Origin of the sequence: Dickeya sp. NCPPB 3274, assembly GCF_000406205.1 — a bacterium.
GTDB classification, from domain to species: domain Bacteria; phylum Pseudomonadota; class Gammaproteobacteria; order Enterobacterales; family Enterobacteriaceae; genus Dickeya; species Dickeya fangzhongdai.
This window is the reverse complement of the sequence record NZ_CM001979.1, coordinates 2,094,505-2,118,893: the sequence shown is the minus strand read 5'-3', so window position 1 is coordinate 2,118,893 and position 24,389 is coordinate 2,094,505. Positions and strand designations below refer to the sequence as shown.

20 protein-coding genes are annotated in these 24,389 nt (G+C 56.3%); 9 read left to right on the top strand and 11 right to left on the bottom strand.

Annotated elements, in window-relative coordinates:
- Positions 1–244 precede the first annotated feature (244 nt).
- Positions 245–1,918, bottom strand: coding sequence for a methyl-accepting chemotaxis protein (locus DXX3274_RS09705; RefSeq protein WP_042859619.1), 1,674 nt, complete (start codon positions 1,916–1,918; stop codon positions 245–247).
- A 661-nt stretch (positions 1,919–2,579) separates the two neighbouring features.
- Positions 2,580–4,172 (bottom strand): methyl-accepting chemotaxis protein, encoded by a 1,593-nt coding sequence (locus DXX3274_RS09700; RefSeq protein WP_238556120.1) that lies wholly within the window; start codon positions 4,170–4,172, stop codon positions 2,580–2,582.
- Between the two features lie 681 nt (positions 4,173–4,853).
- On the opposite strand from DXX3274_RS09700, the gene DXX3274_RS09695 reads away from it, so the two are divergent.
- The 3 genes from DXX3274_RS09695 to fghA all read left to right on the top strand — a co-directional run bounded on the left by DXX3274_RS09695 (position 4,854) and on the right by fghA (position 7,802).
- Complete coding sequence (locus DXX3274_RS09695; RefSeq protein ID WP_042859617.1) at positions 4,854–5,717, top strand: LysR family transcriptional regulator; 864 nt, start codon at positions 4,854–4,856, stop codon at positions 5,715–5,717.
- Positions 5,718–5,814: 97 nt separating this feature from the next.
- On the top strand, positions 5,815–6,936 hold the full coding sequence (locus DXX3274_RS09690) for an S-(hydroxymethyl)glutathione dehydrogenase/class III alcohol dehydrogenase (RefSeq protein ID WP_042859616.1): 1,122 nt from the start codon (positions 5,815–5,817) through the stop codon (positions 6,934–6,936).
- A gap of 20 nt (positions 6,937–6,956) precedes the next feature.
- On the top strand, positions 6,957–7,802 hold the full coding sequence (gene fghA / locus DXX3274_RS09685; RefSeq protein ID WP_042859615.1) for an S-formylglutathione hydrolase: 846 nt from the start codon (positions 6,957–6,959) through the stop codon (positions 7,800–7,802).
- Here fghA and DXX3274_RS23705 read toward each other — a convergent pair whose 3' ends face one another.
- Positions 7,803–8,138, bottom strand: coding sequence for a hypothetical protein (locus tag DXX3274_RS23705; protein ID WP_152495248.1), 336 nt, complete (start codon positions 8,136–8,138; stop codon positions 7,803–7,805). It lies immediately after the preceding gene.
- Between DXX3274_RS23705 and DXX3274_RS09680 the strand changes: the two genes are divergently transcribed.
- The gene (locus DXX3274_RS09680; protein ID WP_033568342.1) at positions 8,133–8,345 is read left to right on the top strand and encodes a KTSC domain-containing protein; all 213 of its coding nucleotides are present in this window, start codon (positions 8,133–8,135) and stop codon (positions 8,343–8,345) included. The two genes, DXX3274_RS23705 and DXX3274_RS09680, sit on opposite strands and share 6 nt — an antisense overlap.
- A 49-nt stretch (positions 8,346–8,394) precedes the next feature.
- Here the strand turns inward: DXX3274_RS09680 and DXX3274_RS09675 are convergent, their stop codons facing one another.
- Entirely contained in the window at positions 8,395–9,483 is a 1,089-nt protein-coding gene (locus DXX3274_RS09675) for an oxidoreductase (protein ID WP_042859614.1), read from the bottom strand.
- Between the two features lie 378 nt (positions 9,484–9,861).
- Here DXX3274_RS09675 and DXX3274_RS09670 point away from each other — a divergent pair, with 378 nt between their 5' ends.
- A complete protein-coding gene (locus tag DXX3274_RS09670) occupies positions 9,862–11,373 on the top strand; it encodes a sugar ABC transporter ATP-binding protein (protein WP_042859613.1) in 1,512 nt (503 codons plus the stop codon).
- Between the two features lie 83 nt (positions 11,374–11,456).
- Positions 11,457–12,377: an ABC transporter permease gene (locus DXX3274_RS09665; protein WP_231348873.1), complete on the top strand. Its 921-nt coding sequence runs from the start codon at positions 11,457–11,459 to the stop codon at positions 12,375–12,377.
- A 184-nt stretch (positions 12,378–12,561) separates the two neighbouring features.
- On the opposite strand, the gene DXX3274_RS09660 is transcribed toward DXX3274_RS09665, so the two are convergent.
- The 5 genes from DXX3274_RS09660 to DXX3274_RS09640 form a co-directional block, all read right to left on the bottom strand.
- Entirely contained in the window at positions 12,562–13,635 is a 1,074-nt protein-coding gene (locus tag DXX3274_RS09660; RefSeq protein ID WP_042859610.1) for an alpha/beta hydrolase, read from the bottom strand.
- On the bottom strand, positions 13,632–14,378 hold the full coding sequence (locus DXX3274_RS09655; RefSeq protein ID WP_042859609.1) for a 2-oxo acid dehydrogenase subunit E2: 747 nt from the start codon (positions 14,376–14,378) through the stop codon (positions 13,632–13,634). Before DXX3274_RS09655 ends, DXX3274_RS09660 begins: the two co-directional genes overlap by 4 nt.
- Positions 14,356–14,595: a phosphopantetheine-binding protein gene (locus DXX3274_RS09650; protein WP_038659498.1), complete on the bottom strand. Its 240-nt coding sequence runs from the start codon at positions 14,593–14,595 to the stop codon at positions 14,356–14,358. Before DXX3274_RS09650 ends, DXX3274_RS09655 begins: the two co-directional genes overlap by 23 nt.
- A gap of 2 nt (positions 14,596–14,597) precedes the next feature.
- On the bottom strand, positions 14,598–16,346 hold the full coding sequence (locus DXX3274_RS09645) for an HAD family hydrolase (RefSeq protein WP_042859608.1): 1,749 nt from the start codon (positions 16,344–16,346) through the stop codon (positions 14,598–14,600).
- A 317-nt stretch (positions 16,347–16,663) separates the two neighbouring features.
- Positions 16,664–17,689, bottom strand: coding sequence for a 3-oxoacyl-ACP synthase (locus tag DXX3274_RS09640; protein WP_042859607.1), 1,026 nt, complete (start codon positions 17,687–17,689; stop codon positions 16,664–16,666).
- A 750-nt stretch (positions 17,690–18,439) separates the two neighbouring features.
- Here DXX3274_RS09640 and DXX3274_RS09635 point away from each other — a divergent pair.
- Positions 18,440–19,627 (top strand): sugar transporter, encoded by a 1,188-nt coding sequence (locus DXX3274_RS09635; protein WP_042859606.1) that lies wholly within the window; start codon positions 18,440–18,442, stop codon positions 19,625–19,627.
- Between the two features lie 81 nt (positions 19,628–19,708).
- On the opposite strand, the gene DXX3274_RS09630 is transcribed toward DXX3274_RS09635, so the two are convergent.
- Positions 19,709–21,196, bottom strand: coding sequence for an amino acid permease (locus DXX3274_RS09630; protein ID WP_038659511.1), 1,488 nt, complete (start codon positions 21,194–21,196; stop codon positions 19,709–19,711).
- Between the two features lie 163 nt (positions 21,197–21,359).
- Positions 21,360–22,238 carry a DNA-binding transcriptional regulator YeiE gene (gene yieE / locus DXX3274_RS09625; protein WP_038659514.1) on the bottom strand — a complete coding sequence of 293 codons (879 nt, stop codon included), beginning with the start codon at positions 22,236–22,238 and terminating at the stop codon, positions 21,360–21,362.
- Between the two features lie 107 nt (positions 22,239–22,345).
- Here yieE and DXX3274_RS09620 point away from each other — a divergent pair, with 107 nt between their 5' ends.
- Positions 22,346–23,428 carry a YeiH family protein gene (locus tag DXX3274_RS09620; RefSeq protein WP_042859605.1) on the top strand — a complete coding sequence of 361 codons (1,083 nt, stop codon included), beginning with the start codon at positions 22,346–22,348 and terminating at the stop codon, positions 23,426–23,428.
- 80 nt (positions 23,429–23,508) lie between these two features.
- On the top strand, positions 23,509–24,366 hold the full coding sequence (gene nfo, locus DXX3274_RS09615; protein WP_042859604.1) for a deoxyribonuclease IV: 858 nt from the start codon (positions 23,509–23,511) through the stop codon (positions 24,364–24,366).
- Positions 24,367–24,389 lie beyond the last annotated feature (23 nt).

Sequence of the window (24,389 nt, the reverse complement as noted above, 5' to 3'; positions counted from 1 at the left end):
ATGTGTCTTCATCTTTAAGACTACAGATTGAAAATTAAGTGAGCCTTAAAATAAAAAAGTAAAATCGACCCGGATCACGTTATTTCATTCCCGCCTTGTTTATTTTTTAATTCCCTCCGTTATTGAATACCGGGTAACCATCTCGACGGCAACCACCCGCATAAAAATTTAATCCATCGCCATAAAACAGAATGCACCGGCAAGCCGGTGCATTCTGAGATAACACGAGAGAACCAGCAGCGTATCAGAACGTTTCCCAGTCCCCCTGAGAGGACGCCGCGACCGGCCGCGCGCTCACCGAAGACGTCAGTACAGGCCGTTTCAGCGCCGGTGCGCTAACACGCGGAGCGTTCAGCGCCGTCTGCGCATCGCCCAGATCAAACGCCGCCACCGCCGCCGCCAGACTCTGCGCCTGATCCTCCAGCGACGCCGCCGCCGTGGTGGCTTCCTGCACCAACGCCGCGTTCTGCTGCGTCACGCCGTCCATTTCCGTTACCGCCTGACCGATTTGCGCAATGCCCCGGCTCTGCTCGTCGGACGCCGCCGAAATCTCGCCCATCAGGTCATGCACCCGCGATACCGAGGAGATAATCCCTTCCATGGCGTTGCCCGCTTCCCGCACCAGTCCAGAGCCGGTATTCACCCGGCTGACCGATTCGCCGATCAGCGTCTCAATCTCTTTGGCGGCCTGCGCGCTGCGCTGCGCCAGATTTCTCACTTCCCCGGCCACCACCGCGAAGCCGCGCCCCTGCTCGCCGGCCCGCGCCGCTTCCACCGCCGCGTTCAGCGCCAGAATATTGGTCTGGAAGGCGATGCCGTTAATCACGTTGGTAATATCGGCAATCTTGCGGGAACTGTCGGAAATACTCTGCATGGTGGTCACGACATTGTCGGTAATCTCGCCGCCCTGCCGGGCCATCTGCTGCGCGTCTTCCGAAATCTGTCGCGCCTGACGCACGTTGTCGGCGTTGTTTTTCACCGTCGAAGTCAGCTCTTCCATGCTGGCGGCGGTTTCCTGCAACGCCGCGGCCTGCTGGTCGGTACGACGCGACAGCTCGTCATTACCCTGACGGATTTCGCTGGTGCCGGTATAAATCACCGACGAGCTGGCATGGATGGTCTGCACCGTATTGCGCAGGCTGTGCTGCATCGCCCGGATGTAGGGGATCAGCTGGCCGGCGCAGTTGCGGCCGAATTCATTCAGTTCCACGCCGAGTTTACCGCTGGTCAGCAATTCCAGATGACGTTTAATCTGACCAATCGGCGTCACCAGATAACTGACCAGATAGCGGTCGCTCAGGAACAGTATGGTAATCCCGATAATCAGCGCGGCCAGTAATACGTTTCTGCTAATCGTGATGTAGTGTTCCACGTTCATAATGGTATTGTCGGACTGGATAGCGGCGGCGTATTTTTCTGTCAACTCGCCGAACTCCACGCTCATCGGCGGATATTGTTTCAGGAAAATGCGTTTAAATTCATCCATTCGCCCGTCTTTCAGCGCGCTCATCATTGGCTCGACCGCATTGCTGATAATCTGTTCCCACGATGCGGTCAGTTGCTGAACCTGCTCATCGCTGACGCCGACCTGCCGGCTGCGCTTAAACTGCGCCAATGACTCTTTGGCATTGTTCAGCGCATCCGCCGCAGAGCTCAACGTTTTCTGGGCATTATCCATATCGCCTTGCTGTATAAATTCCGGTATGCGCGACATACGCATTACCGCACGGGAATATTGGTCGTTGCCGCGAACCAGAATCGAATAGCTTTTCTTCTGATCCTGATTGTCACTTAATAAACCATTGACATTGCCAAGTGAATACAGGGTAAACGAGGAGGCCATTCCCCACACAACCGTAAATAGCGCCAGGATAATTAACATCATTCTTCTGACGGTAATATTTTTTAAGAAATTCATAACAGGCTCCGAATCATTTTCTGCGTGCATGGCACGTATAGTAGTCATAGTCACCTGCGTTGGTTGCTACCCATGTAATCAGACGTATTCTTTACCGCCGCTTACTTATCTTCGCATCGTGACAAGAAAAACCCTGGTCAAACCGGCAAAGCCAATGCTGAAAATCAGTCACAGCACTAATCTTTCCGGTATAAACTATTGCCAATTAAACGAGTGAAATAGCACTCCAGTTTATCGTTTTCGTTGCTCAGAAAAATAATCCGAGAACCCGACAATCTTCATTTCAAAGATTACCCGGTAAAAATTAAGCCAGCCTTAAACTAAAAAAGATAATTCCGTCAGCGCTCACATTATAAAATAGCCATGCACTTCCCCATTAATATTGCTGGCTATTTTCCTCTCCATTAAAGATACCTATTGTTGTCATCGTTATAACCTAAATTAAGCGGATGACGGGAAAGCCTTAAGCAAATGCGCCGCCATGCCGAAAAGGCAAAGCCGAGGAAGGGGATACAGGGCCGCCGACGCGGACAACCTGCAAAATGATGGGGCATGATGCAGGCGGCGCCAGCCATAAAAAAACCACCGGTACTGGACAGGTGGTGTTTATTACGCGATCGGTGAACAAGACGCCGTGGCGTTCACGACACGGCCATTAATATTACCGGGACGGCGATGCGCTCAATGCCAGTGGTGAAGAAGGCAGCATGCCGTTGGCGGAATAGCGATGCTCCTCCTCCGACAGGCTGAATACGGTGACGGCGTCCGACAGTTGCCGGGCCTGGGATTCCAGCGATGCCGCCGATGATGCCGCTTCCTCCACCAACGCCGCATTCTGCTGGGTCACACTGTCCATTTCCGTCACCGCCTGACTGACCTGCATGATGCCATTCTTCTGCTCTTCAGACGCCGACGCGATATCGCGGATCAGCGCATCCACGCTCATGATGCTGTTAATAATATCGCTCATTGCCGCACCAGCCTGCGTCAATTGGATGGAGCCAGCTTCGACGCGCTGAACGGAATCGCCGATCAATGCGCCGATATCCTTGGCCGCCTGGCCGCTACGTTGAGCCAGATTACGCACTTCGCCCGCCACCACGGCGAAACCGCGTCCTGCTTCGCCAGCGCGCGCCGCTTCCACCGCGGCGTTCAGCGCCAGGATATTGGTCTGGAAAGCGATGCCGTTGATCAGGGTGATGATGTCATTGATTTGACGTGAACTGTCAGAAATCCCCTTCATCATCGATTCCAGCGATTTGCCTGCTTCACCGCCGCTGAGCGCGCGCTCGGTGGCTTCCTGCGCCAGCTTGCTCGCCTGCTTAAGGTTATCCGCGTTCTGGATAACCGTGGCGCTCAACTGTTCCATGCTGGCGGCCGTCTGTTGCAACGCCGCGGCCTGTTCTTCCGTCCGGCTGGCCAGCTCGTCGTTGCCACTTTTAATCTCGCTCGCGCCAACGTGCAGCGCCGCTGAACTATCGCGGATCACGCTCACGGTATCACGCAGATTGCTCTGCATTTGCCGGATGTAGGGGATCAGTTGCCCGACGCAGTTACGGCCGAACTCCTGCAAATCCGCGCCAAGGCGCCCCTCCGTCAGAGCAGTCAGATGACGCTTGATATCCCCTACCGGTTTAACCAAATAGTTGACCAGATAGCGATCGCACAGCAGCAGCGCCAGCAGCCCCAAAATCAGGGCGGCGCTCAGCACATCCCGGCTGATGGAGGCCAGACGATTCGCTTTGCTCAACGAATCGTCGACCTGTATCGCCTCGCCGTACTGCGCCACGTTGTTGCCAAACGCCTGCGCCAGCGCGGGGTAAACGTCCAGATAATAATGCTGGTATTCATCGAAGCGGCCGGCGCGGCTGGCGTTCAGCATCGGCGTCAGCGCCTGGGAAATGGCGTTATCCCACGAGTCGGCGATTTGTCCCGCCAGCGTAGCGTTGATGCCGTCATGGCCGGCGGCGCGAAAGGCGGTCAGCAGGGTTCGGGTGCTGTCGACGTTACTTTGCACTTTTTGCAGCAGCGCCTGAGCCTGAGCGGTATCCCCCCGTTGCTGGAACAGCGTACTGCGGTTAAGCAGCGCGATGGACTGGGTAAAGGCTTCGCGGCCGTTGGACAGAATAGTGTAATTTTTTTTCTCGGTCTGATTGGTGTCCAATAAGGACTCGATTTTATTTAATGACACGATAGTGGTAATCGCGCTGCCTCCCCAGATTAAGGTGAATCCGATGAGTATGATTAACAGCATGGCCCTGATGGTGATATTTTTTAAAATGCGCATCATGATATCCAGATAGTGTGTGTCTGATTTGAATAATGTCTCATCCGCAGCGCAGCAAACGCGATGGCGCAAGGATGCATGGAGCTATTTACCCTAAATAATTCAAGTCGCGCGCAGGCGGCAATCCAGCGGCTCCCCGGTCGCCTACACGGGTAAGAGACGGGAGTCAGGGAAAGCGACCAACACATCCGCAATTGAAATATGGCGGGTATAACGGGTAGGAGATCAGTCAGTTCTGACCGTCTGTGTCGTCCATAGGATGTCACAAAGAAAAAAAGAGGAATAAACAGGCTCCGTGCCAAAACCCGAATCCCATCTTATCCTTACTCGGCGATAAAAAAAAAGCCGCGCTATTACCCAGCGGCGGATTTAAATGTCACAAAAAATAAAAACGGCGTCGGCGTACAGCCGATGTTTATCTATAACCTGATAGCAAAATATTGCCTTTCAATATAACTGAGTCACCGTATTACTGCACCAATGCGCTATGGCGCCGCCGGCGAAACGACCGGACATCGTTTATTCCCCACTGCTTTTGCCTGCTTTACCAGCGGACAGGCAAACAACCGGGTTGCCAGCGTCGGACACAACCGTTACACTCAATAAAAATAAACAACTCAATTCAAGTTATTCACGAAAAGAGAATATATGGATCTAACCCAATTACGTATGTTCTGTCTGGTGGCGGAAACCGGCTCATTGGTGCGCGCAGCCGCGCAGCTCGGCCGTGTGCCTTCCAATCTCACCACCCGGCTGCGCCAGTTGGAACAGGAACTGGGTACCGATCTGTTTATTCGTGAGCGCCAGCGCGTTCGTCTTTCACCGGCAGGCCATAATTTCCTGTGCTACGCCCAGCGTATTCTGGCGTTGAGCGATGAAGCGCTGGCGATGGCGCACACCAGCGAACCCGCCGGCCTGTTCGCGCTGGGCGCGGTGGAAAGTTTGCTGATCACCGCGCTGCCCGAATTGCTGGCGCTGTACCACCGCCGCTACCCGCAGGTTCAGTTAGCGTTGCGCAGCGACACCTGCGGCGCGTTGCTGGATGCCGTGAACGCCGGCGAACTGGCTGCGGCGCTGGTGACCGGGCCGATTAATCATGACGCCGTCAACAGTTGCCGGGTCTTTTCACAGCAGTTGGCGCTGATTACCGCCGCCGGCATACCGCCGGTTTCTCAGGCGGCGCAGGTGCGTAATCTGCCGTTGCTGGCCTTCGCGTCCGGCTGCGGCTACCGCCAGCGGCTGGAAGGCTGGTTTCGCGGGCAGGGCATCTCCCCCGCCGCCGTGCTGGAAATGCCGTCGTATAGCGCCCTGCTGGCGGGCGTGGCCGGCGGCAGCGGCGTGGCGATGGTACCGCTCAGCGTACTGGAAGCCCTGCCTGCCGGTCAGCAGGTTCAGGTCCATCACCTGCCTACCGATATCGCATCGGTCGGCACCTGGCTTATCTGGCGGCGGGACGCCTTCGGTCCCAATGTCGAAGCGCTGAAAAAACTGATGATTGAAATCGGCGCCTGATGCATTCCCTGTCGGCATTCGATGTCAATGCCGCATTATCCCTGGCAGCCGCTGCGTCATTCCGGCGGCTGCGCCACTCTGAATAAGGAGCTTCACCATGCAAATGATCAAAACCCGCGCCGCCGTCGCCTGGGGTCCCAACCAGCCGCTGTCCATTGAAGAAGTGGACCTGATGCCGCCGCAGAAAGGCGAAGTACTGGTGCGCATCCTCGCCAGCGGCGTCTGCCATACCGATGCCTACACCCTGTCCGGCAAGGATCCGGAGGGCGTTTTCCCGGCGATCCTCGGCCATGAAGGCGCCGGCATCGTGGAAGCGGTGGGCGAAGGCGTGACCAGCGTGGCGGTCGGCGACCACGTCATTCCGCTGTACACCCCGGAGTGCGGCGAGTGCAAATTCTGTCGTTCCGGCAAAACCAACCTGTGTCAGGCTATCCGCGCCACCCAGGGCAAAGGCCTGATGCCGGACGGCACCACCCGTTTCTTCAAAGACGGCAAGCCGATTTTCCACTACATGGGCACCTCTACCTTTGCAGAACGCACCGTCGTGGCGGAAATCTCTCTGGCGAAAATCAATAAGGAAGCGCCGCTGGAAGAAGTGTGCCTGCTGGGTTGCGGCGTGACCACCGGCATGGGCGCCGTGACCAACACCGCCAAGGTGAAACCGGGCGACACCGTGGCGGTCTTCGGTCTGGGCGGCATCGGTCTGTCCGCCATCATCGGCGCGAAAATGGCGGGCGCCGGTCGCATCATCGGTATTGACCTCAATACCAGCAAGTTCGAACTGGCCCGCAAACTGGGCGCGACCGATCTGGTCAATCCGAAAGACTACGACAAGCCGATTCAGGAAGTGATCGTCGAAATGACCGACGGCGGCGTGGATTTCTCCTTCGAATGTATCGGTAATGTCAACGTGATGCGTTCCGCGCTGGAATGTTGTCATAAAGGTTGGGGCGAGTCGGTCATCATCGGCGTGGCAGGCGCAGGCGAAGAGATCGCCACCCGTCCGTTCCAGTTGGTGACCGGGCGCGTATGGCGCGGTTCCGCCTTCGGCGGCGTCAAAGGCCGCAGTCAGTTGCCGGGGATCGTTCAACGCTATCTGGACGGTGAATTCCAGCTCAACGACTTCATCACCCACACCATGCCGCTTGAGCAGATCAACGAGGCATTCGATCTGATGCACGAAGGCAAATCCATTCGCTCCGTGGTTCATTTCAACTGATGACAGGAAACTCGCACACCATGACTGCGTCACTGGAATTGCTGGAGGAACACCGCTTGTTCGGCGGCTGGCAGCGGCGTTACCGCCATGCCTCCGCCACGTTGAACTGCGACATGACCTTCAGCGTGTATTACCCTCCCCTCGCCGGGGAGGCTGCGCCGCCGGTGCTGTACTGGCTGTCGGGGCTGACCTGCAACGACGAGAATTTCACCTTCAAGTCCGGCGCCCAGCGGGTAGCGGCGGAACTGGGGCTGGCGCTGGTGATGCCGGACACCAGTCCGCGCGGCGATGAGGTTGCGGACGACGCCCAGTACGATCTGGGCAAAGGCGCCGGTTTTTATGTCAACGCCACGCAATCGCCCTGGGACCGGCATTTCCGGATGTTCGACTATCTCAGCGACGAGCTGCCGGCGCTGGTGCGCCAGCACGTCAGCGCCAGCGATCGGGTCGCCATCAGCGGTCATTCGATGGGCGGGCACGGCGCGCTGATGCTGGCGCTGCGCCATCCGGGGCGTTTTCGTTCGGTGTCGGCCTTTGCGCCAATCGTCAACCCGACGCAGGTGCCCTGGGGGCAGAAAGCCTTCGGCGCCTATCTGGGCGACGACCGCCAGCAGTGGTTGCAGTACGACAGTTGTCACCTGCTTGCTCACAGCGACGCGCCGCTGCCGACGTTGATCGATCAGGGCGACGGCGACAACTTCCTGCCAGTCCAGCTTCAGCCCGAGCAGTTGGAAGCCGTCGCCAGCGCTCGGCAATGGCCGCTGACGCTGCGTATTCAGCCGGGTTATGACCACAGCTACTACTTCATCGCCAGCTTTATCGACGATCATCTGCGTTTTCATGCAAAGCACTTGCAGTCGAACTGATCAGAGTTGTTTAATAATGCGATAAACCCGGCACAACCGCCGGTTCAGATTGAACCATCGCGGAATGTGCCGGTATGACATTAAAAACGTGATCGCCACCAAAACGGGAATCCATCCTGACAGCCGATCGTTGACTGACGGATAGATTCCTGCAAACGTGGCATCATCTGCCGATGTGCAGGTGAAATAGGGAAATAATAAGCTTTTCTTGTATTCTTTCGTCTGCTTTGCTGACGATTTTTTCGGCCCTCTGGCGTCGACATTGACCAAAAAAAACACAGCAAGTAACATTGCCGTTACATCGCAACCATCAACAGGGAGCAATTTGTTTTGCAACGCAAACGTGTATCTTCCACCGAGCTGTTTGCCGTAGGTTACGATTCGGAAACCAGCACATTAGAAGTAGAATTACTGAACGGCAGTCTGTATCAGTACAAAAACGTAGCACGAATGATTTATGAGGAGTTGATGGCCTCTAACGCCAAAGCGCGTTATTACGCACGTTACATCAGGAATTCCTTTCCGTATGACAAACTGCAATAACACAACCCTCAATGACGGGGCGGTTTAAAAAAACCGCCCCGTTGCTTTATTAGCCGTTCGCCAGTTCCACTGTCCGGAACGCGGTCAGCAGCGTGTCAGCGTCCAGCGGGCCGGGCAGATAATGAATGGATTCGCCGGTCTGCAAGGTACGGGCGATAACCGCCCGCAATGCCGCTTCATCGCTAATATCCACATCCAGTTCGGCCAGCGACACCGGCAGCCCGAAGACCCGGAACGCCGCTTTTAACTGACGCAGCGTATCGGTTTGCCCCAGCAGCGCGCACTGCACCAGAATGCCGTAGGCCACTTTGGTGCCATGCAGAAAATGCGCCGTCTGCGGCAGTACCGTCAAACCGTTGTGCACCGCATGCGCCGCCGCCACCCGGGTGTAACGCTCGCCCAACCCGCCCACCATGCCGCCGCCGGCGATAATCGCGTCGACAACATCCAGAAAATCCTGGTTCAGCGTGGCGTCATGCGCCGCCTTCAACGCGGATTCGCTCTGGTTCAGCAGCACGTCGCGGATATCCTGCGCGGTCTGCAAACCCAGACGCACGGTCAGCGACAGGGTTTCCGGCTGCGGACTTAACACCACGGCTTCATACCATTTCGCCAGCGTATCGCCGATCCCCGCCAACAGGTATTCCACCGGCGCCGCCAGTAGAATACGCGGTTCCACCAGCACCAGATGATTGGCATCGTTGAAAATCTCGAATCGCAGCGCCTGCCCGGCCTCGTTGTACCAGACCGAGAGCGGCGTCCAGGCGGCGCAGGTCGCGGCAATGGTCGGAATCGCCACCAGCGGCAGACCAAGACGACGCGCCACCACCTTGGCGGTGTCCAGCACCGCGCCGCCGCCCACGCCAATCACCACGGTGCGGTCATCGCCCGCCGCCGCCGTCAACCGCGCAATTTCATTTTCGCTGCAGTGTGCGGAAAAACCGGCCGACCGGGCCGTCGGCGCGGAAAACGCCGCCGGCAGATAAGCGCGCGTCGCCGCCAGCGCGCGTTCACCGTGTATCCAGAATGCGCGGGCCAGCACCTCGTCCGGATAAAATTCGTTCAGCTTGTCGATAGCCCCCGGGAAAGAAAAATAGTTGGCCGGTCCCACCTGGACCCGAATATCAGTGCTACTCATTACGGATACATTCCTGTCTGAATAAATTCTTGTCGTCACACAAAATAATTCGAGTTGCGGTCAGACGGCAACCGTGTAAATGCCCAGGCGATTACATGGATCAGTGACCGAGGTGAACGAGGGCGGTCGACGCACCGGCAACGTAAAGCATGACGGGTAGAGATAATGCGCTGTTTAATCTGGAATCCTGCGCGGAAAAGCCCTCTTTAGGGATAGCCGGCGCGGGTCTTAATAACGTTTTTGCTTAAGTTATGCTTTTTCATTTCTTCTCTGGGGCGTCCGCAAGCCCATTCAGGCATTCCATTCTGCGGTTAATATGATATTTTTCAACGTCGACCTCCCGTCATTATCGCTGTTAAGAACCCGTTGTTGTCAATTATGTCCATAAACCCGCGTTCGCGTCTGGAAATGCGCTACATTTCCATCTCTTTTGCCGGATTCCCGGCGCTCAGACAGGTGAATTTCACGCTGGAAGGTGGATCTATCCACGCGCTGACCGGCGCCAACGGCGCGGGAAAATCCACGCTGATGGCGATTCTTTCTGGATCTTATGACCATTACAGCGGAGATATCCTGCTGGATGGCGAAAAAGTCGCAATTCATTCTCCCCGCGACGCCAAACGCCACGGTATTCATCTGGTTCAGCAGGAAGTGGACGCCGCGCTGGTCCCTACGCTGTCGGTGGCGGAAAATATCATGCTGGACCAGTTAGCACAGAGCGGCCACGTGCTCAACTGGTCGGCGCTTTACCAGCAGGCGCAAGCGCTGCTGGTGCAACTGGGGGTCAGCATCAACGTCCGCCAGCGGCTGGAACAGTGCACGCTGGCGGAAAAACAGCAAATCCTGCTGGCGCGCGCCCTCTCCCACCGCTGCCGGTTTCTGATTCTTGACGAACCCACCGCCCCGCTCGACCAGGAAGAAAGCGCCCGGCTGTTCGCCGTCGTGCGCCGTCTGCAGCAGGACGGTATCGGCATCGTCTTCATTTCGCACCGTATCCACGAACTGAAAGCCATCTGCGATACGTTGACCGTGTTGCGCGATGGGCAGTTTGTCAGCAGCGGCCCAATGCAGGGGCTAAGCGGCGGGGAAATTGTCGAGCGGATGCTGGGTCACCGGCTGGATGATATTTTCCCGCCGCGCCGCACGCTCACTGACGCAGAGCCGCTGTTACAGGTAGACGGCCTACATGACGACACCTTGCTGCACAACATTTCGCTCCGGCTGCGTAAAGGCGAGATTCTCGGCATCGCCGGTCTGGCCGGCGCCGGTAAGACCGAGTTGTGCAAGGCGCTGTTCGGCGCCGCCCGCAGCCGCATCGATTCCGGGCGCTATCAGGGGAAATCCTGGCGCCCTACCTCGCCGGCCGACGCGGTCCAGCAGGGTATCGCGCTGGTGCCGGAAGAACGGCGCAAAGAAGGCATATTTATCGACGAATCCGTCACCATGAATCTCAGCATCAGCGCCAGCGACAGCTTTTCCCGCTACGGCGTTTTCGGGCACGGTCAGGCGCTGGCCTGGGCCCGCGATTTGATCCAGCGGCTAACCATCCGCACCAGCGGGCCGCAGCAGCGGTTGCGCCGTCTGTCCGGCGGCAATCAGCAAAAGGTGGCGATCGGCAAATGGCTGCGCAGCGACGTGCAGGTGCTGATTCTGGATGAGCCCACCAAAGGCGTAGACATCAAAGCCAAACAGGATTTGTTTACCCTGATCGATTCGCTGGCGCAGCAGGGTAAAGGCGTGATTTACGCCTCCGGCGAGTTCTCCGAGCTGGTGGGCCTGTGCGACCGAATCTGCGTGCTATGGGACGGGCGCATCGTCGCCGAACTGAACGGCGCCGACGCCGACGAAGAAACGTTGTTACTTTATTCAACCGGAGGAACTCCCGCGTGAGTCAGCCACTTGCATCCAACGACGCGCCCAACGGAGCGCTCTCCTTTCATCACCGCCTGTTTGACCTGTTCTACAAATGGGGGATGCTGATTACCGTCGTCGCGCTGATCGCCCTGTTCGGGCTGGCGTCGGACAATTTCCTGGATCCGAACAACATCATCAACATCCTGCGTTCCATCGCCATCGTCACGGTGATCGCGATAGCCGTTTCCATCTCGCTGTCGGTCGGCGGTTTCGACCTGTCGGTCGGGTCGACCGCTTCGCTGGCGAACGCGCTGGTTGTCTCGCTGTTCGTCTGGCACGGGTTTGGCACCACCGGCGCGATTGTGTTGACGCTGACGCTGTGTCTGCTGGTGGGGCTGTTCAATGCGTTTTTGATTGTGATATTGCGGATCCCCGACATGCTGGCGACGCTGGCCAGCCTGTTTGTGATTCAGGGCGTCGCCATGACCTACAGTTACGGCGGCTCCATCACCCAAAATATGCTGTTGCCAAGCGGCGAGATGGCGGAAGGCGTGATCCCCGAGGTGTTCGCCACGCTGGGGCAGGTGCCGGTGATTGTGGTAATCATGCTGGTGGTGACGGTGCTGGTACAGCTGTATATGTCGCTGACCAAGCACGGCCGCCGCATGTACGCGATTGGCGGTAATCCGGAAGCCGCGCGGCTGGCCGGTATTCGCACCGCCCGCTACCGCGTGCTGGCCTATCTGCTGTCGTCGCTGTTGGCCGCGCTGGGCGGCATCCTGCTGGCATCCCGTATCGGCTCTTCGCAGGTTAACGCCGGCGGTGGTTACCTGATGGACGCGGTGGCCGCCGCCTATATCGGTTTTTCGCTGGCCGGTTCCGGCAAACCCAATGCGTTGGGAACGCTGGTCGGCGCGGTGATCCTCGGCGTGCTGCAAAACGGGCTGGTGATGCTGTCCGTGCCTTACTACGCCATGGATATCATCAAAGGTCTGGTGCTGGCGCTGGCGCTGGCGATGACCTATTTCCAGAAACGCTGACGCCTGCAGCGCAACGTTTCCCTCACGCCGACCGACGAGACGGCTGGCATATAAAAAATGGGGCCGGTATTACCGCCCCAACACGCCGCTTCCGGTATTGCCGACTCCGCGTACCGGCCCGCTCGGTACGACGATCGCCGCGTTTGGGATCCGCGTCGGCACGCGAATCCTGGCAAGACGCCGCCTATCGTTTCAGGCGCCGCAGGACGCAAAAACCCAGCCTGGCGACGCTGGGCAGAACCCGCGACAGGCGCAACGAATCCAGCAACGACCACAGCAAATAAACCCGCACGGTTTTGCCGTACCCGGGCGATCCATGCACGTCATCCAGCGACAGAATATGGTGCTGCCGGGACAACCGGCGGATCGTGTCCGCTTCAACGTTCGGGATCACTTCGTCGCGCAGGCTCTGAACGTAATACAGCCTGACGCTATGGTTGATATCCTCCTGGCGCATCACGAACGTTGTATCGAGGTAACCAAATACCTTGTCGTCGTCATCCAGTTCCGGATGCGTTTTCCCCACGTTATGCCCGATAACCAGCCGTGTAACGTAAGGCAGCCGCCGATAGACATCCCGATCGTGGTACAACGAATCCAGCGGCGTACCCGCCATGGTGATGCCCACGATGCGGCTATCAGTCAGGCTGTTCTTGTACGCGATAAACCCACTGAAGCTCAGGCCGAAAATATGGCACCGGATGTCGGATCGATCCTGTGCGAGGTAATCCAGCACATCGCTGTACATGCGGAAGGATTGTTCGTTGTAGGGCAGTTGGTTTTCCCCCACCCCCGGCATTTCCGTCAACACCACGGTAACATCGAAACGTTCGAACAGCCCCACCAGATGCACCCACTGCTCTTTCAGCGAGATAATGCCCCCATTAATAATGACGACGTTGCCGGTGTTCTTTTTTCTGACGTAGCACACCTGCCGCCCCTGCGACAGACTCACCCTGGTCACCGCTCCGCTCTCGATATACTGCTGGCGGAACAACCGCTGACAATGCCGGTTGCTCTCATGCTGGAGCGGTGTTTCCGGGTAGGGGAAACGCGCCAGATTGTAAAGCGAACACGCTTTGAGTAATTCGCCTTTATTTTCGTGATGTTGCGCCTGACGGTAAAATACCTGACTCCAGCTATGCGGCAAATCGTCACCCAGATGATGGATATCCGGCAGGATGGCGCGGGTTTCCGCGCCGACATTCAGCACATTGCTGTGCAGCAGCACAAAATTCTTGAGCTCATCAAGCATCATGATGATGACTCCAGCGCAAAACCTTCCATGTTGCTTTTTATCTGCGCCAAAAATGCTGACGCCAGCCGGCCGTCCAACACGCGGTGGTCGAAAATCATCGACAGATTCGCCACGTGCGACATCGCCACGTCATGCGAGTGTCGCGACAACTTTTCGTTAATCAACCCTAGCGTAAACGTGAACGTGGAGCCGGAAATGGGGATACAGGCGTCGGGGCCGTTTTTCCCCAGCGATGTCACGGTGAAGCTGCCCCAGGTTTCCGCCTGCAGTTTCGGCGACAACATCGCCAGCCGCAGCAGCAGGCCGGCCAGTAACGGCGGCAAACGCTGAATAAAGCGAATTTTCTCGTAATGCTCGCTGGTAGCGGCGTCCTCCTGCTTGAACTGCTGCAGCGCTCGTTCGATATCGACGACAGACAGCCGATCCGTGTCTCTGATCACCCGTGAATACACCCCGGACACGCCGTTCAGCGCCTTTTCCAGCGTCACCCGGGTACTGATGTTATCCGGGCAAATCAGCGTGCTGTCGCTGCCGAATCTGATCATCGCGTTCAGTTGCGGAAACTGGCGCAGCGCCTCGCTGATCGCCTTGATGGTAATCGCCGTCATGCTGCGCTGCAGCCCACCCGCCACAATGCGCGAAACATCTATCTCGCGCATGACGGTAATGGCCGGAATGCCCCTGGATATCGCCAGAAAAGAGAGCGTCTGGCGTCTTTCCCTAGAAACTTTCAGTAACTTCATGGCTCACGACCCTGTAAATGTCATTCAGCGTGGTGCACTGCAATACCTTCTCGACATCGATTTTGACGCTCTGCTGTTTTTCGATTTCCATCAACAGATAGACGAAGGTCAACGAGTCCCACTCCGGAAGATTGGTCAAATCTTCCTGCGCCTGTTCGGTCGCCAGCGCCATGCCGGTTTTGGTGTTGATAAAGCCGATAAAATCGTCCAGTTTCATGGTCATTCCCCTTCTTTGACAGTGACGGTATTACTGTTTTCGGCCAGCAACGCGGGCGCCGGGTCGATAACGGTGAACACATTGCTTGCGGTTTCGGCGAACCCGCAATCCGGATAAAAGCGCTGGAATTTTCTATTTTTTTCGGTCGGGACGTACGCGGCGGTAATCCGGTCGACACCCCGCGCCCGGCACAAGCCAAACAGCCAGCGCATCGCCGCGAACTCGACCTGACGCCCGAAGATACGGCAGCTCATGATGAAATTGTCGATGTGACAGCCATCGCCGTCGAAACGCAGGAATATCGCGCCAATGGTGCCGTAGTCGCCGACTCGGTCGCGGCACGCCAGCGTAACCGCCAAATGCCCTTCCCGTGCGAGGTAGCCGGCCACGTCCTGCGTGGTCATCCGTTGCGTCGTCATATTGAACTGGTTGGTGCGCAGCGTCAGTTGCGATACGCGATCCAGCGTGGACGATTCCACCGGCAGGATAGTCAGCGTCATACCCAGGCTGGCCAGAAAGTCGTGGTCATCCGCAAATTCTTTTTGCAGCTCCGTGCGGAGTTTATTCTGCGCATAGCTCAGATTGCGCATACGATCATCGCTGCTGATGGTCGGACGCAGGAAATAGTCGGCGGCGATCAGCGCGGCGACGTTCTCCGCCACATCGCCGGAAAATTCCAGCACGGTGATTGCCGGAATGTGGGCCTTGACTTCCGCGCATTCGAACGCCGAGTCGTCAATAAAAAGCATGTGTTCCGGGGAGATGTTCAACTCGTTGGCGATGTTCAGGATGTTGCCGCTTTTCCCCTGCCAGTTGGCGCTGACCACGGAAAACTTGTCCAGCGAAATGCGCATCTCGTCGGCGCGGCGTTTAAACGCCTCCTCCACATTCTCCAGATTGTTTTTGCTACAAATGGCCAGAATGACGCCCTGATCGTACAGATTACGCAGATACTCCTGATAGCGCAGGTGCCCCGTGCCGATATGTTTATCCGCCATCAGGATGCCGTCGACGCCGTCGTCGGCCAAAATGCCCTTCCACAACGTGTTATCCAGATCGCTGACCACGCATTTCAGCGTTTTCCCCAGCGCTTGCCGGATAGCGGCGACGCCGGCGCGCGCCATGAGGTCCAGCGCATCCAGACCAACGCCCAGCCCGAGTAACTGCGCCGTTCGGCGGGTGGCAGAATCCTCCACTATCCCGCCGTTTTCCTGAAGATCGACCACCGTCACGCGATCTTCCGTCTGCCCCAGCGCCAAAAGATACGTGTTGAACTCGCCGATCAGCTGCTTCAACGCCGCCCGCTGGTCCTGCGCGATAATCTGTTTGAGCTGCGATTCAGCGATATGAACGGTGTTCAGCACAATGTGGGCATCGCAGCCGGTAGCGGAAAAATTCAGCAGATACGCCAGCCGACTTTTGTGCTCCCGGATATTTTCGCGGATATCGTCCGCCGGCAGCAGCGAACCAATGTCGTTTTCGATAAAGGAGGAATCAAGGACATAAAAATGAAATTGCGCTCCGAACGTCTTGATGTCGGCGGCATTACCCAAAACGTGGGGAAAATAGTCGCTGTAAATACCGTCATAAAAGGATGGATAACAACCCAGGTCATTCAGGTTGAACGTAATCAGGTCATTCAATGCCTTATGATTAAAATTACTGAAAGTGGCGATGTTGACGATGCGCTTTCCTTCCACTGCGATTTTTTTCGAGGCGGCGATCCGACTTAATGCATTATCCTGTTTCATAAATGTCCTTATTCTCTTTATCCTTATCAGATTTCAGGTTGCAGGCGTATCCGCGTCACGACTCGGCCATCAATGCACCTATTGGCCTTTTCTCTTTGGGCTACAGTAGATTTCATTCCACATGGTTTATGACCGCGTTGGCGTACCCCTGGTTATTTACTGATATAACCACCTAAGGATTCACGCTATTGTCGTGTCACAAGGCTCATGACGAGCCTTGCCCTGAAAAGCAAACGCATTACATTGCGCAATACGCCTGTCGGTTGCCTGCAACTCGAATCATTTCGGATATAGATAAGAAGTCTTTTTACATGATGCTATAAAAGGCCTTTCCTGTTTCTTAGAATCAGACCACCTGCCAGCCAACGCGATGACTCAACAGAAATACCGATGGCGCATTCATTGGCAAGGGAGATATCGCTGAATTCTTTTATCTGAAAAAATAACGCAGCATTGGCAGTATTACCGATTTCATCCACCAGGCTGAATATCTCATCTACCGTATAACCGATATCGGATAAAATTTTCTCCAGCATCGAACCGGAAAGTTGCGGCGGCAGTAGCCAGTCCGGACGCCCGCCTAATTTATCCGTTAATGCATTGACCGTATCCTGGGTAATAACCGGCACCAGCTTTTCAATCAATTTATATTCTTCATTCAGCAAAGCGCCATAATCAATATCATTACGGGAGCCACGCCAATTTGCCAGTTGCCCGACCGTTTCATCAATGCCCAGATATTTAAAAGAAATATGCTCAATCTCAATACTGGATGCGGATGACTGATTGGAAATCAGGCATCCGCCGACGCCGTCGCCAAACAGCGTATAATTCACCAGTTCCTTCGTTTCTTTCTTACCGGCATGTTCATCAAAAACATCCAGGAATTTATAGGCTGTCTCAACCCCGATGACCAGACCGTTGTCCAGACCATTGTCCGGCGCCGCCACCAGCTCGCGAGCCAGCTTGAGCGCCTGTACCGCACCGGAACAGCCCGAAACAATCTGGTAGGTTTCTATCTGCCCAAACCCCATAGCATGACACGCCTGATTTACACTACTTGGCAAGAGCGTATCAGGCGTGGCGGACGCTACGATAATAAAATCGATACGTTCTTTACTTATACCGGAACTGGAGAGAAGTTTCTTGATTACGATAGTAATTAATTCCGCTGACGACGCGATAGGTTTACCGGTATTCATATTAACGGAAAAATGCCGACCGGTATTCCCGAAAAGCTTTTTAATTAACTCAGGTTTAAATCCAATTTTATTTCCTAACTCCTGATTACTAATAATCGGACCAGGCAAATAGGTTTCCACCGCATTAATATATACGCTCATTGCTGTTCCCTCATCGAAGCTTGTGATAAAGCTCTCACAATTGTTTTTCTTTTGCAACTGCAATTTTATGCATCATTATAAAAAACTATTCTACCTTATATATGTTACCACTCTGTGAAATAAAACATTACCAGGGTAATTCTTAGGCACAGCAATTTCTTTTTCTATTGCCAGACATAAGGAAATAGTAAAAAGCCCATAAAACAAATAGAAAGGCTACTGAACAGAAGCTATAAACCCCTGCCAAAAGTAAAATATATGATATTCGTTTTGAAAAAATAAAGCGTAAGAATAGTGTCATAGCTTCGCATCCAAAGGATATTCATAATTAATATTTTCGTTGCGCCACAATAGCCAAACACCAAAGAAAACAAATAATATTTATTTATGTAGCTTATTTAAAATAAACAAATATAACAAACTAATAATATTCATTCTGTCGCATAAATTTGAACACCAATTATTGGCGGCATCATGCTATCTACGATAATAAGCAGCATGCCGTCGCTCACACGCCGTGGCGAATGCCAACCCGCCTGGTGCATATCGGTCTTGCACATGACGAACACCCTAGCTTATAGCGGTCTTCGCAGCGGTGCCGGCTATCGGCGCGGATCGTCGAAAGCCGCGCGTCGAGCCACGATTCAGGCGCGGCGTCTCCTGGCTGAAATGTGATCGTAATCGCATTTTAACCCACGATTGACTACAATAGGCCGTCCGCAATTTGTAATACCCGACTGGAACCTGACTATGACATCCGCTTCCCCCTCACGCTCCACCGCCTGGTTACGCGTGGTGACGCTGGCTGTGGCCGCGTTTATCTTCAACACCACGGAATTTATTCCGGTGGGGCTGCTGAGCGACATCGCCAACACCTTTGCCATGAAAACCGAAGATGTCGGTCTGATGATTACTATTTATGCCTGGATCGTGGCGGTGGCTTCGCTGATCTGCATGTTGCTGACCAGCGGGATTGAGCGTCGTAAATTGCTGATTGGCCTGTTTAGCCTGTTTATCGTCAGCCACCTGTTGTCTGCCGTGGCCTGGAATTTTACCGTGCTGGTCATTTCCCGCGCCGGGGTGGCGCTGGCGCACTCGGTATTCTGGTCGATTACCGCCTCACTGGCGATTCGCATGGCGCCGCCCGGCAAACGCGCGCAGGCGCTGGGGCTGATCGCCACCGGGTCGTCGCTGGCGATGGTGCTGGGGCTACCGCTGGGGCGGGTGATTGGTCAGTACCTCGGCTGGCGCGTGACCTTCCTGACCATTGCCGCCGGCGCCACGGTCGCCATGATCATGCTGGCGCGCTTGCTGCCGTTGCTGCCAAGCGAGCATTCCGGCTCGCTGTCCAGCGTGCCGAAGCTGTTCCGCCGCCCGGCGCTGGTCGGCATCTACCTGCTGACCGTGGTGGTGGTGACCGCGCATTTCACCGCCTACAGCTATATCGAACCGTTTATCCAGACGGTAGCCGGTCTGCCGGAAAACTTCACTACCCTGATTTTGCTGTTGTTCGGCTGCGCCGGGATCGTGGGCAGTATGCTCTACAGCCGTTACAGCGAACGCTTCCCGATTGGCTTTCTGGTGACCGCCATGTTGCTGCTGCTGGTCTGTCTGACGCTGCTGATGCCGCTGTCCGGTTATCCGTTCGGCCTGACGCTGCTGTGTCTGGTGTGGGGTCTGGCGATGATGTCCATCGGGCTGGCTATGCAGGCCAAAGTGCTGTCGCTCGCGCCTGACGCCAGCGATGTCGCCATGTCGATTTTCTCCGGGTTGTTCAACCTCGGCATCGGCGGCGGCGCGCTGCTGGGCAGTCAGGTCAGCCTGCATCTGGGGATGGACAAAATCGGTTATGTCGGCGCGCCGCTGGTGCTGGCGGCGCTGTTCGCCACCCTGCTCAGCGTTTACCGCAACGTACGGCTGGTGCATTCCCGCGTTTGAGTTCCGTCTCTTTCGTTCATAAAGCGCGTTCATAAAAAAAGCCAGTCGCTAATCCGACTGGCTTTTTTGTTTACGAAACGGTTAGTTATGTTCCTGGGATATATGTTCAGGAAAAGTCATCTCGCTGTATTTCACCACCCGCGAACCTTTTACTAACCGGTAGCCGAACCAGATAACCAGAAACAGCGGAATACCGATGTAAGTCGCCGTCACCGCGGACCAGTCGATCTTGTCAGCCAGAAACGCCTGATAGTTCTGGCCCAGCGTAATAATCAGGCACAGTACGAAGGCAAAGATCGGGCCCAGCGGGAAGAAACCGGAACGGTACGGCAGCGAGCTCAGATCGCGCCCCTGCATAACGTAGCCGCGGCGGAAACGGTAGTGGCTGATGGCAATCCCCAGCCAGGCGATGAACCCGGTCATGCCGGAAGTATTCAGCAGCCACAGATACACCGTCTGGTTGCCGAACATGGAAGACAGGAAGCACAGGCCCGCCACCACCGTGGTGGCGTACAGCGCGTTGCGCGGCACCCCACCTTTAGACAGCTTGCCGAAGCAGGCCGGCGCTTTGCCTTCCTGCGCCAGCGTAAACAGCATGCGGGTGGACGCGTACATGCCGGAATTGCCCGCCGACAGTACCGCGGTCAGGATCACCGCATTCATCACCGCCGCCGCCGACAGCAGACCAGCGTTCTCGAACACCAGTGTGAACGGGCTGACGCTGATGTCTTTCACATCATTGCGCAGCAGGTTCGGGTCGGTGTAAGGGACCAGCAGACTGATGATCAGAATGGCGAAAATATAGAACAGCAGAATACGCCAGAACACCTGACGAACCGCTCGCGGAATGTTGGTCTGCGGATCTTTTGATTCCCCCGCCGCCACGCCAATCAGCTCCGTGCCCTGGAACGAGAAGCCGACAATCATCGCCACGCCGATCATGGCGGAAAAACCGCCGGCGAACGGCGCATCGCCAATCTGCCAGTTATGCCAGCCCGCGTGCTCGCCTCCGCGCAGAATGCCGAAGATCATCATCAGCCCGACCGCGATAAACAGGATTACGGTGGTGACCTTAATCAGCGAGAACCAGTATTCCGCTTCGCCAAACCCTTTGACGGAGATGTAGTTCAGCAAAAACATCAGCGACAGGAACAGCGCGCTCCACACCCAGCCCGGCACCGACGGGAACCAGTATCCCATCACCAGTTGAGCAGCCACCAGGTCGACCGCGATGGTCACCGCCCAGTTGTACCAGTAGTTCCAGCCCAGCGCGAAGCCAAACCCTTCTTCCACATAGCGCGCGCCATAGGTGGAGAACGAGCCGGAAACCGGCATGAATGCCGCCAACTCGCCAAGACTGGTCATCAGGAAATAGACCATCAGGCCGATCAGCGCGTAGGACAGCAGCGCGCCGCCGGGGCCGGCCTGCGACACCGTCGCGCCGGAGGCGACAAACAATCCGGTTCCGATCGAACCGCCAATGGCGATCATCGTCAAATGCCGCGCTTTCAGCTCACGGCGCAGTGTGGTTCCCCGCTGTTCGGCGGAGTGAGTGTCATGTTGAGCCATTACAATCCATGCCCTTGAAAATTTGAGGGCGGATTGTAGGCAATCCGCTACCCGCTGAATAGCGCACAGCGCGGATTATAAGAGACCTTCATAACTCACCCGGCATCATAAGAAATCCCTCTGACTTAAGACCCGGTTCGTTACATTGGTGTTGCCAGTCTGTTTAGATACCGTCATCGCCCTGACAGTACCCCAGAAAACATTGCAGCACGCCGGATAAATGTTTCTGACGGTGGTGCACCAGATACAGCGTGCGGTTCAGCGGCGGCAAAGGAACCGGCAGTTCCACCAGCGTGCCGGCATCAAGCTGATCGGCGATCACATGGCGCGACAGACAGCTGATGCCGATACCATGCCGCACCGCGTGCTTGATCGCCTCCGAGTTGCCCAGCTCCATCACCAGCCGGAAATGCGGCAGGCGCGCCAGCAGCAGGTGGTCCAGCACTTCGCGCGTTCCCGAACCGTGCTCACGCAGGATCCAGGGAGCATCCGCCAGCATCTGCAACGTAAACTCATGATCAATCAGGGGATTGCCCGGAGCACAAAACACTACCAGTTCATCTTCCCGCCAGGGCTGGGTGATCAGATCGGGATGATGGCACGGCCCTTCAATCAGCCCCAGATCGACCCGGAACTCAGAAACGGCATTGACCACATCCAGCGTATTGCCCACGTACAGCTCCAGCGGAATGGCCGGAAAATCCTGACGGTAGCGGGCGATCATCGCCGGCATCAGATAATTGCCGATGGTACTGCTGGCATAAATGCGCAGCGCGCCGTTATCGCGCCGAAACAGTTGCTCGATTTCAGCCGACTGTTCCAGCAGCGCCAGCGCTTTGGGATACAGCAGGCGACCGTGCTCATTGACCACCAGCCGTTTGCCGACGCGGTCAAACAGTTGCACCCCCAACTGACTTTCAAGGTCAGCCAGCGCCGCGCTGACGGCCGACTGTGACAGCGACAACACCACCGATGCCTGCGTTGTTGAACCGCTTTTCAGGACTTCGGTAAACACTTCCAGTTGACGTAACGTAATATGCATAGGGGCTCTTATCGTAAATATCTATAGGTTATAAATATATAATCAATTTCTATTTTAAGTGTGCTGATCATAGGCTGTGCCCTCAACCTCTATCATCCAGAGTGGGTATGGCTATGTTTTCATTTTCTTCCAGGGTACAACGCTTTTCCCCTTTGTCCGCCGTCGGCCATCTGCTGACCGGCATCATCCTGATCGGCCTGCTGACCCGAGGCGTGTTATGGTTATCCGGCCAGCCAACGATAACCGGATTAGGATTGGGTTCCCTGACGCTGGCAATACTGGTTGGCATGATACTGGGCAATACCGTCTACGCACATCTGCAACCCTGGTGCGACGCCGGCGTTCAGTGGTCCCGGCATCATCTGCTGCGCTGGGGCATCATCCTGTACGGCTTCAAACTCAGCTTTCAGCAAATCACCGCCATCGGCGCCGCCGGTCTGGTGATCGACCTGCTGACGCTCACCTCCACCCTGTTGCTCGCCTGCTGGCTGGGACAACGCTGGTTCCGGCTGGATCGTCACACCGTATTGCTGATCGGCGCGGGCAGCAGCATTTGCGGCGCCGCCGCCGTGCTGGCCACCGCGCCGGTGCTGAAAAGCAGCGCCGACAAGGTGGCGGTAGCGGTATCGACCGTGGTGCTGTTCGGCACCACCGCCATGTTTTTTTACCCGTGGCTGTACCAACATTTTATCCAGTATAGCGGCTGGTTATTTACCCCGCAGACTTTCGGACTCTACCTCGGCTCAACGGTGCATGAAGTCGCACAGGTGGTGGCCGCCGGTCATGCCATTGGCCCGGAGACCGAGAATACGGCGGTTATCGGCAAGATGCTGCGTGTGATGATGCTGGCGCCGTTCCTGTTTCTCCTCGGCCTGTGGCTGAAACAGCGTCAACCCGCGCATCAGGCCGCCGCGTCCGCCACCGCTGGTTATCCGTGGTTCGCCCTGGGTTTTGTGTTGATGTGCGGAGTTAATTCGCTGAACTGGCTACCGGCGGGCTGGGTCGCCATGCTGACGCAACTGGATAATGCGTTGTTGACCATGGCGATGGTGGCGCTGGGGTTGGCTACGCGCCTGAGCACGCTGCGGCAGGCCGGCATCAAGCCGTTGCTGCTGGCGGCGGTCCTGTTTATCTGGCTGGTGGCGGGCGGCGCGGCCATCAATCTGGCGGTACAGCATCTCTTCGCCTGAGCGAAACGACATGGGTGAAACAAGGCTACAGCCAGCTAAGCAGTAATGTCATAATGCGCGGGCATGAAAAGGAGAAAAGCATGAAATATGTCGGAGCCCACGTCAGCGCCTCGGGCGGCGTGGATCAGGCGGTTGCCCGCGCCCATGACATCGGCGCCACCGCGTTTGCGCTGTTTACCAAAAATCAGCGCCAGTGGCAGGCCCCGCCGTTGACGGCGGATGTCATCGATCGTTTCCGGGCCGCCTGCGCGCAGTATCAGTTCGCCCCGGCTCAGATTCTGCCGCACGACAGTTACCTGATCAATCTGGGGCACCCGGACGACGACGCCTTACAGAAATCCCAGACGGCGTTTATCGACGAAATGTCGCGTTGTCAGCAACTGGGGCTGACGCTGCTGAATTTCCATCCCGGCAGTCACCTGCGTCAGATCGACGAAAGCGCCTGCCTGAGCCGTATCGCCCAGTCTATCAATCTGGCGTTGGACGCCACCGTCGGCGTGACCGCGGTGATCGAGAACACCGCCGGTCAGGGCAGCAACCTGGGATTTCGGTTTGAACATCTGGCGGAAATCATCGATCAGGTGGAAGACAAAAGCCGGGTCGGCGTCTGCATCGATACCTGCCACGCCTTTGCCGGCGGCTATGATCTGCGCACCGAGGCCGATTGCGAGCACACGTTTGCCGAGCTGGAGCGCATAGTCGGTTTCCGCTACTTGCGCGGCATGCACCTGAATGACGCCAAAAGCGAATTCAACAGCCGGGTCGACCGTCACCACAGCCTGGGAGAAGGCAACATCGGTAAAACCGTGTTCAGCTATATTATGCGCGACCCGCGCTTTGACGGTATTCCGCTGATTCTGGAAACCATCAACCCGGATATCTGGGCGCAGGAGATCGCCTGGCTGAAGTCACAGCAATCGTCTGCCGACATCGCCTGAACACTCATATCGCGGCCTGTTTT

Bases quoted from the DNA above. Each gene is read 5' to 3' on its own strand.
- DXX3274_RS09705 (WP_042859619.1), bottom strand. From the start codon at position 1,918: ATGAATTTCTTAAAAAATATTACCGTCAGAAGAATGATGTTAATTATC.
- DXX3274_RS09700 (WP_238556120.1), bottom strand. From the start codon at position 4,172: ATGCTGTTAATCATACTCATCGGATTCACCTTAATCTGGGGAGGCAGC.
- DXX3274_RS09695 (WP_042859617.1), top strand. From the start codon at position 4,854: ATGGATCTAACCCAATTACGTATGTTCTGTCTGGTGGCGGAAACCGGC.
- DXX3274_RS09690 (WP_042859616.1), top strand. From the start codon at position 5,815: ATGCAAATGATCAAAACCCGCGCCGCCGTCGCCTGGGGTCCCAACCAG.
- fghA (WP_042859615.1), top strand. From the start codon at position 6,957: ATGACTGCGTCACTGGAATTGCTGGAGGAACACCGCTTGTTCGGCGGC.
- DXX3274_RS09675 (WP_042859614.1), bottom strand. From the start codon at position 9,483: ATGAGTAGCACTGATATTCGGGTCCAGGTGGGACCGGCCAACTATTTT.
- DXX3274_RS09670 (WP_042859613.1), top strand. From the start codon at position 9,862: ATGTCCATAAACCCGCGTTCGCGTCTGGAAATGCGCTACATTTCCATC.
- DXX3274_RS09665 (WP_231348873.1), top strand. From the start codon at position 11,457: ATGCTGATTACCGTCGTCGCGCTGATCGCCCTGTTCGGGCTGGCGTCG.
- DXX3274_RS09660 (WP_042859610.1), bottom strand. From the start codon at position 13,635: ATGATGCTTGATGAGCTCAAGAATTTTGTGCTGCTGCACAGCAATGTG.
- DXX3274_RS09655 (WP_042859609.1), bottom strand. From the start codon at position 14,378: ATGAAGTTACTGAAAGTTTCTAGGGAAAGACGCCAGACGCTCTCTTTT.
- DXX3274_RS09650 (WP_038659498.1), bottom strand. From the start codon at position 14,595: ATGAAACTGGACGATTTTATCGGCTTTATCAACACCAAAACCGGCATG.
- DXX3274_RS09645 (WP_042859608.1), bottom strand. From the start codon at position 16,346: ATGAAACAGGATAATGCATTAAGTCGGATCGCCGCCTCGAAAAAAATC.
- DXX3274_RS09640 (WP_042859607.1), bottom strand. From the start codon at position 17,689: ATGAGCGTATATATTAATGCGGTGGAAACCTATTTGCCTGGTCCGATT.
- DXX3274_RS09635 (WP_042859606.1), top strand. From the start codon at position 18,440: ATGACATCCGCTTCCCCCTCACGCTCCACCGCCTGGTTACGCGTGGTG.
- DXX3274_RS09630 (WP_038659511.1), bottom strand. From the start codon at position 21,196: ATGGCTCAACATGACACTCACTCCGCCGAACAGCGGGGAACCACACTG.
- yieE (WP_038659514.1), bottom strand. From the start codon at position 22,238: ATGCATATTACGTTACGTCAACTGGAAGTGTTTACCGAAGTCCTGAAA.
- DXX3274_RS09620 (WP_042859605.1), top strand. From the start codon at position 22,346: ATGGCTATGTTTTCATTTTCTTCCAGGGTACAACGCTTTTCCCCTTTG.
- nfo (WP_042859604.1), top strand. From the start codon at position 23,509: ATGAAATATGTCGGAGCCCACGTCAGCGCCTCGGGCGGCGTGGATCAG.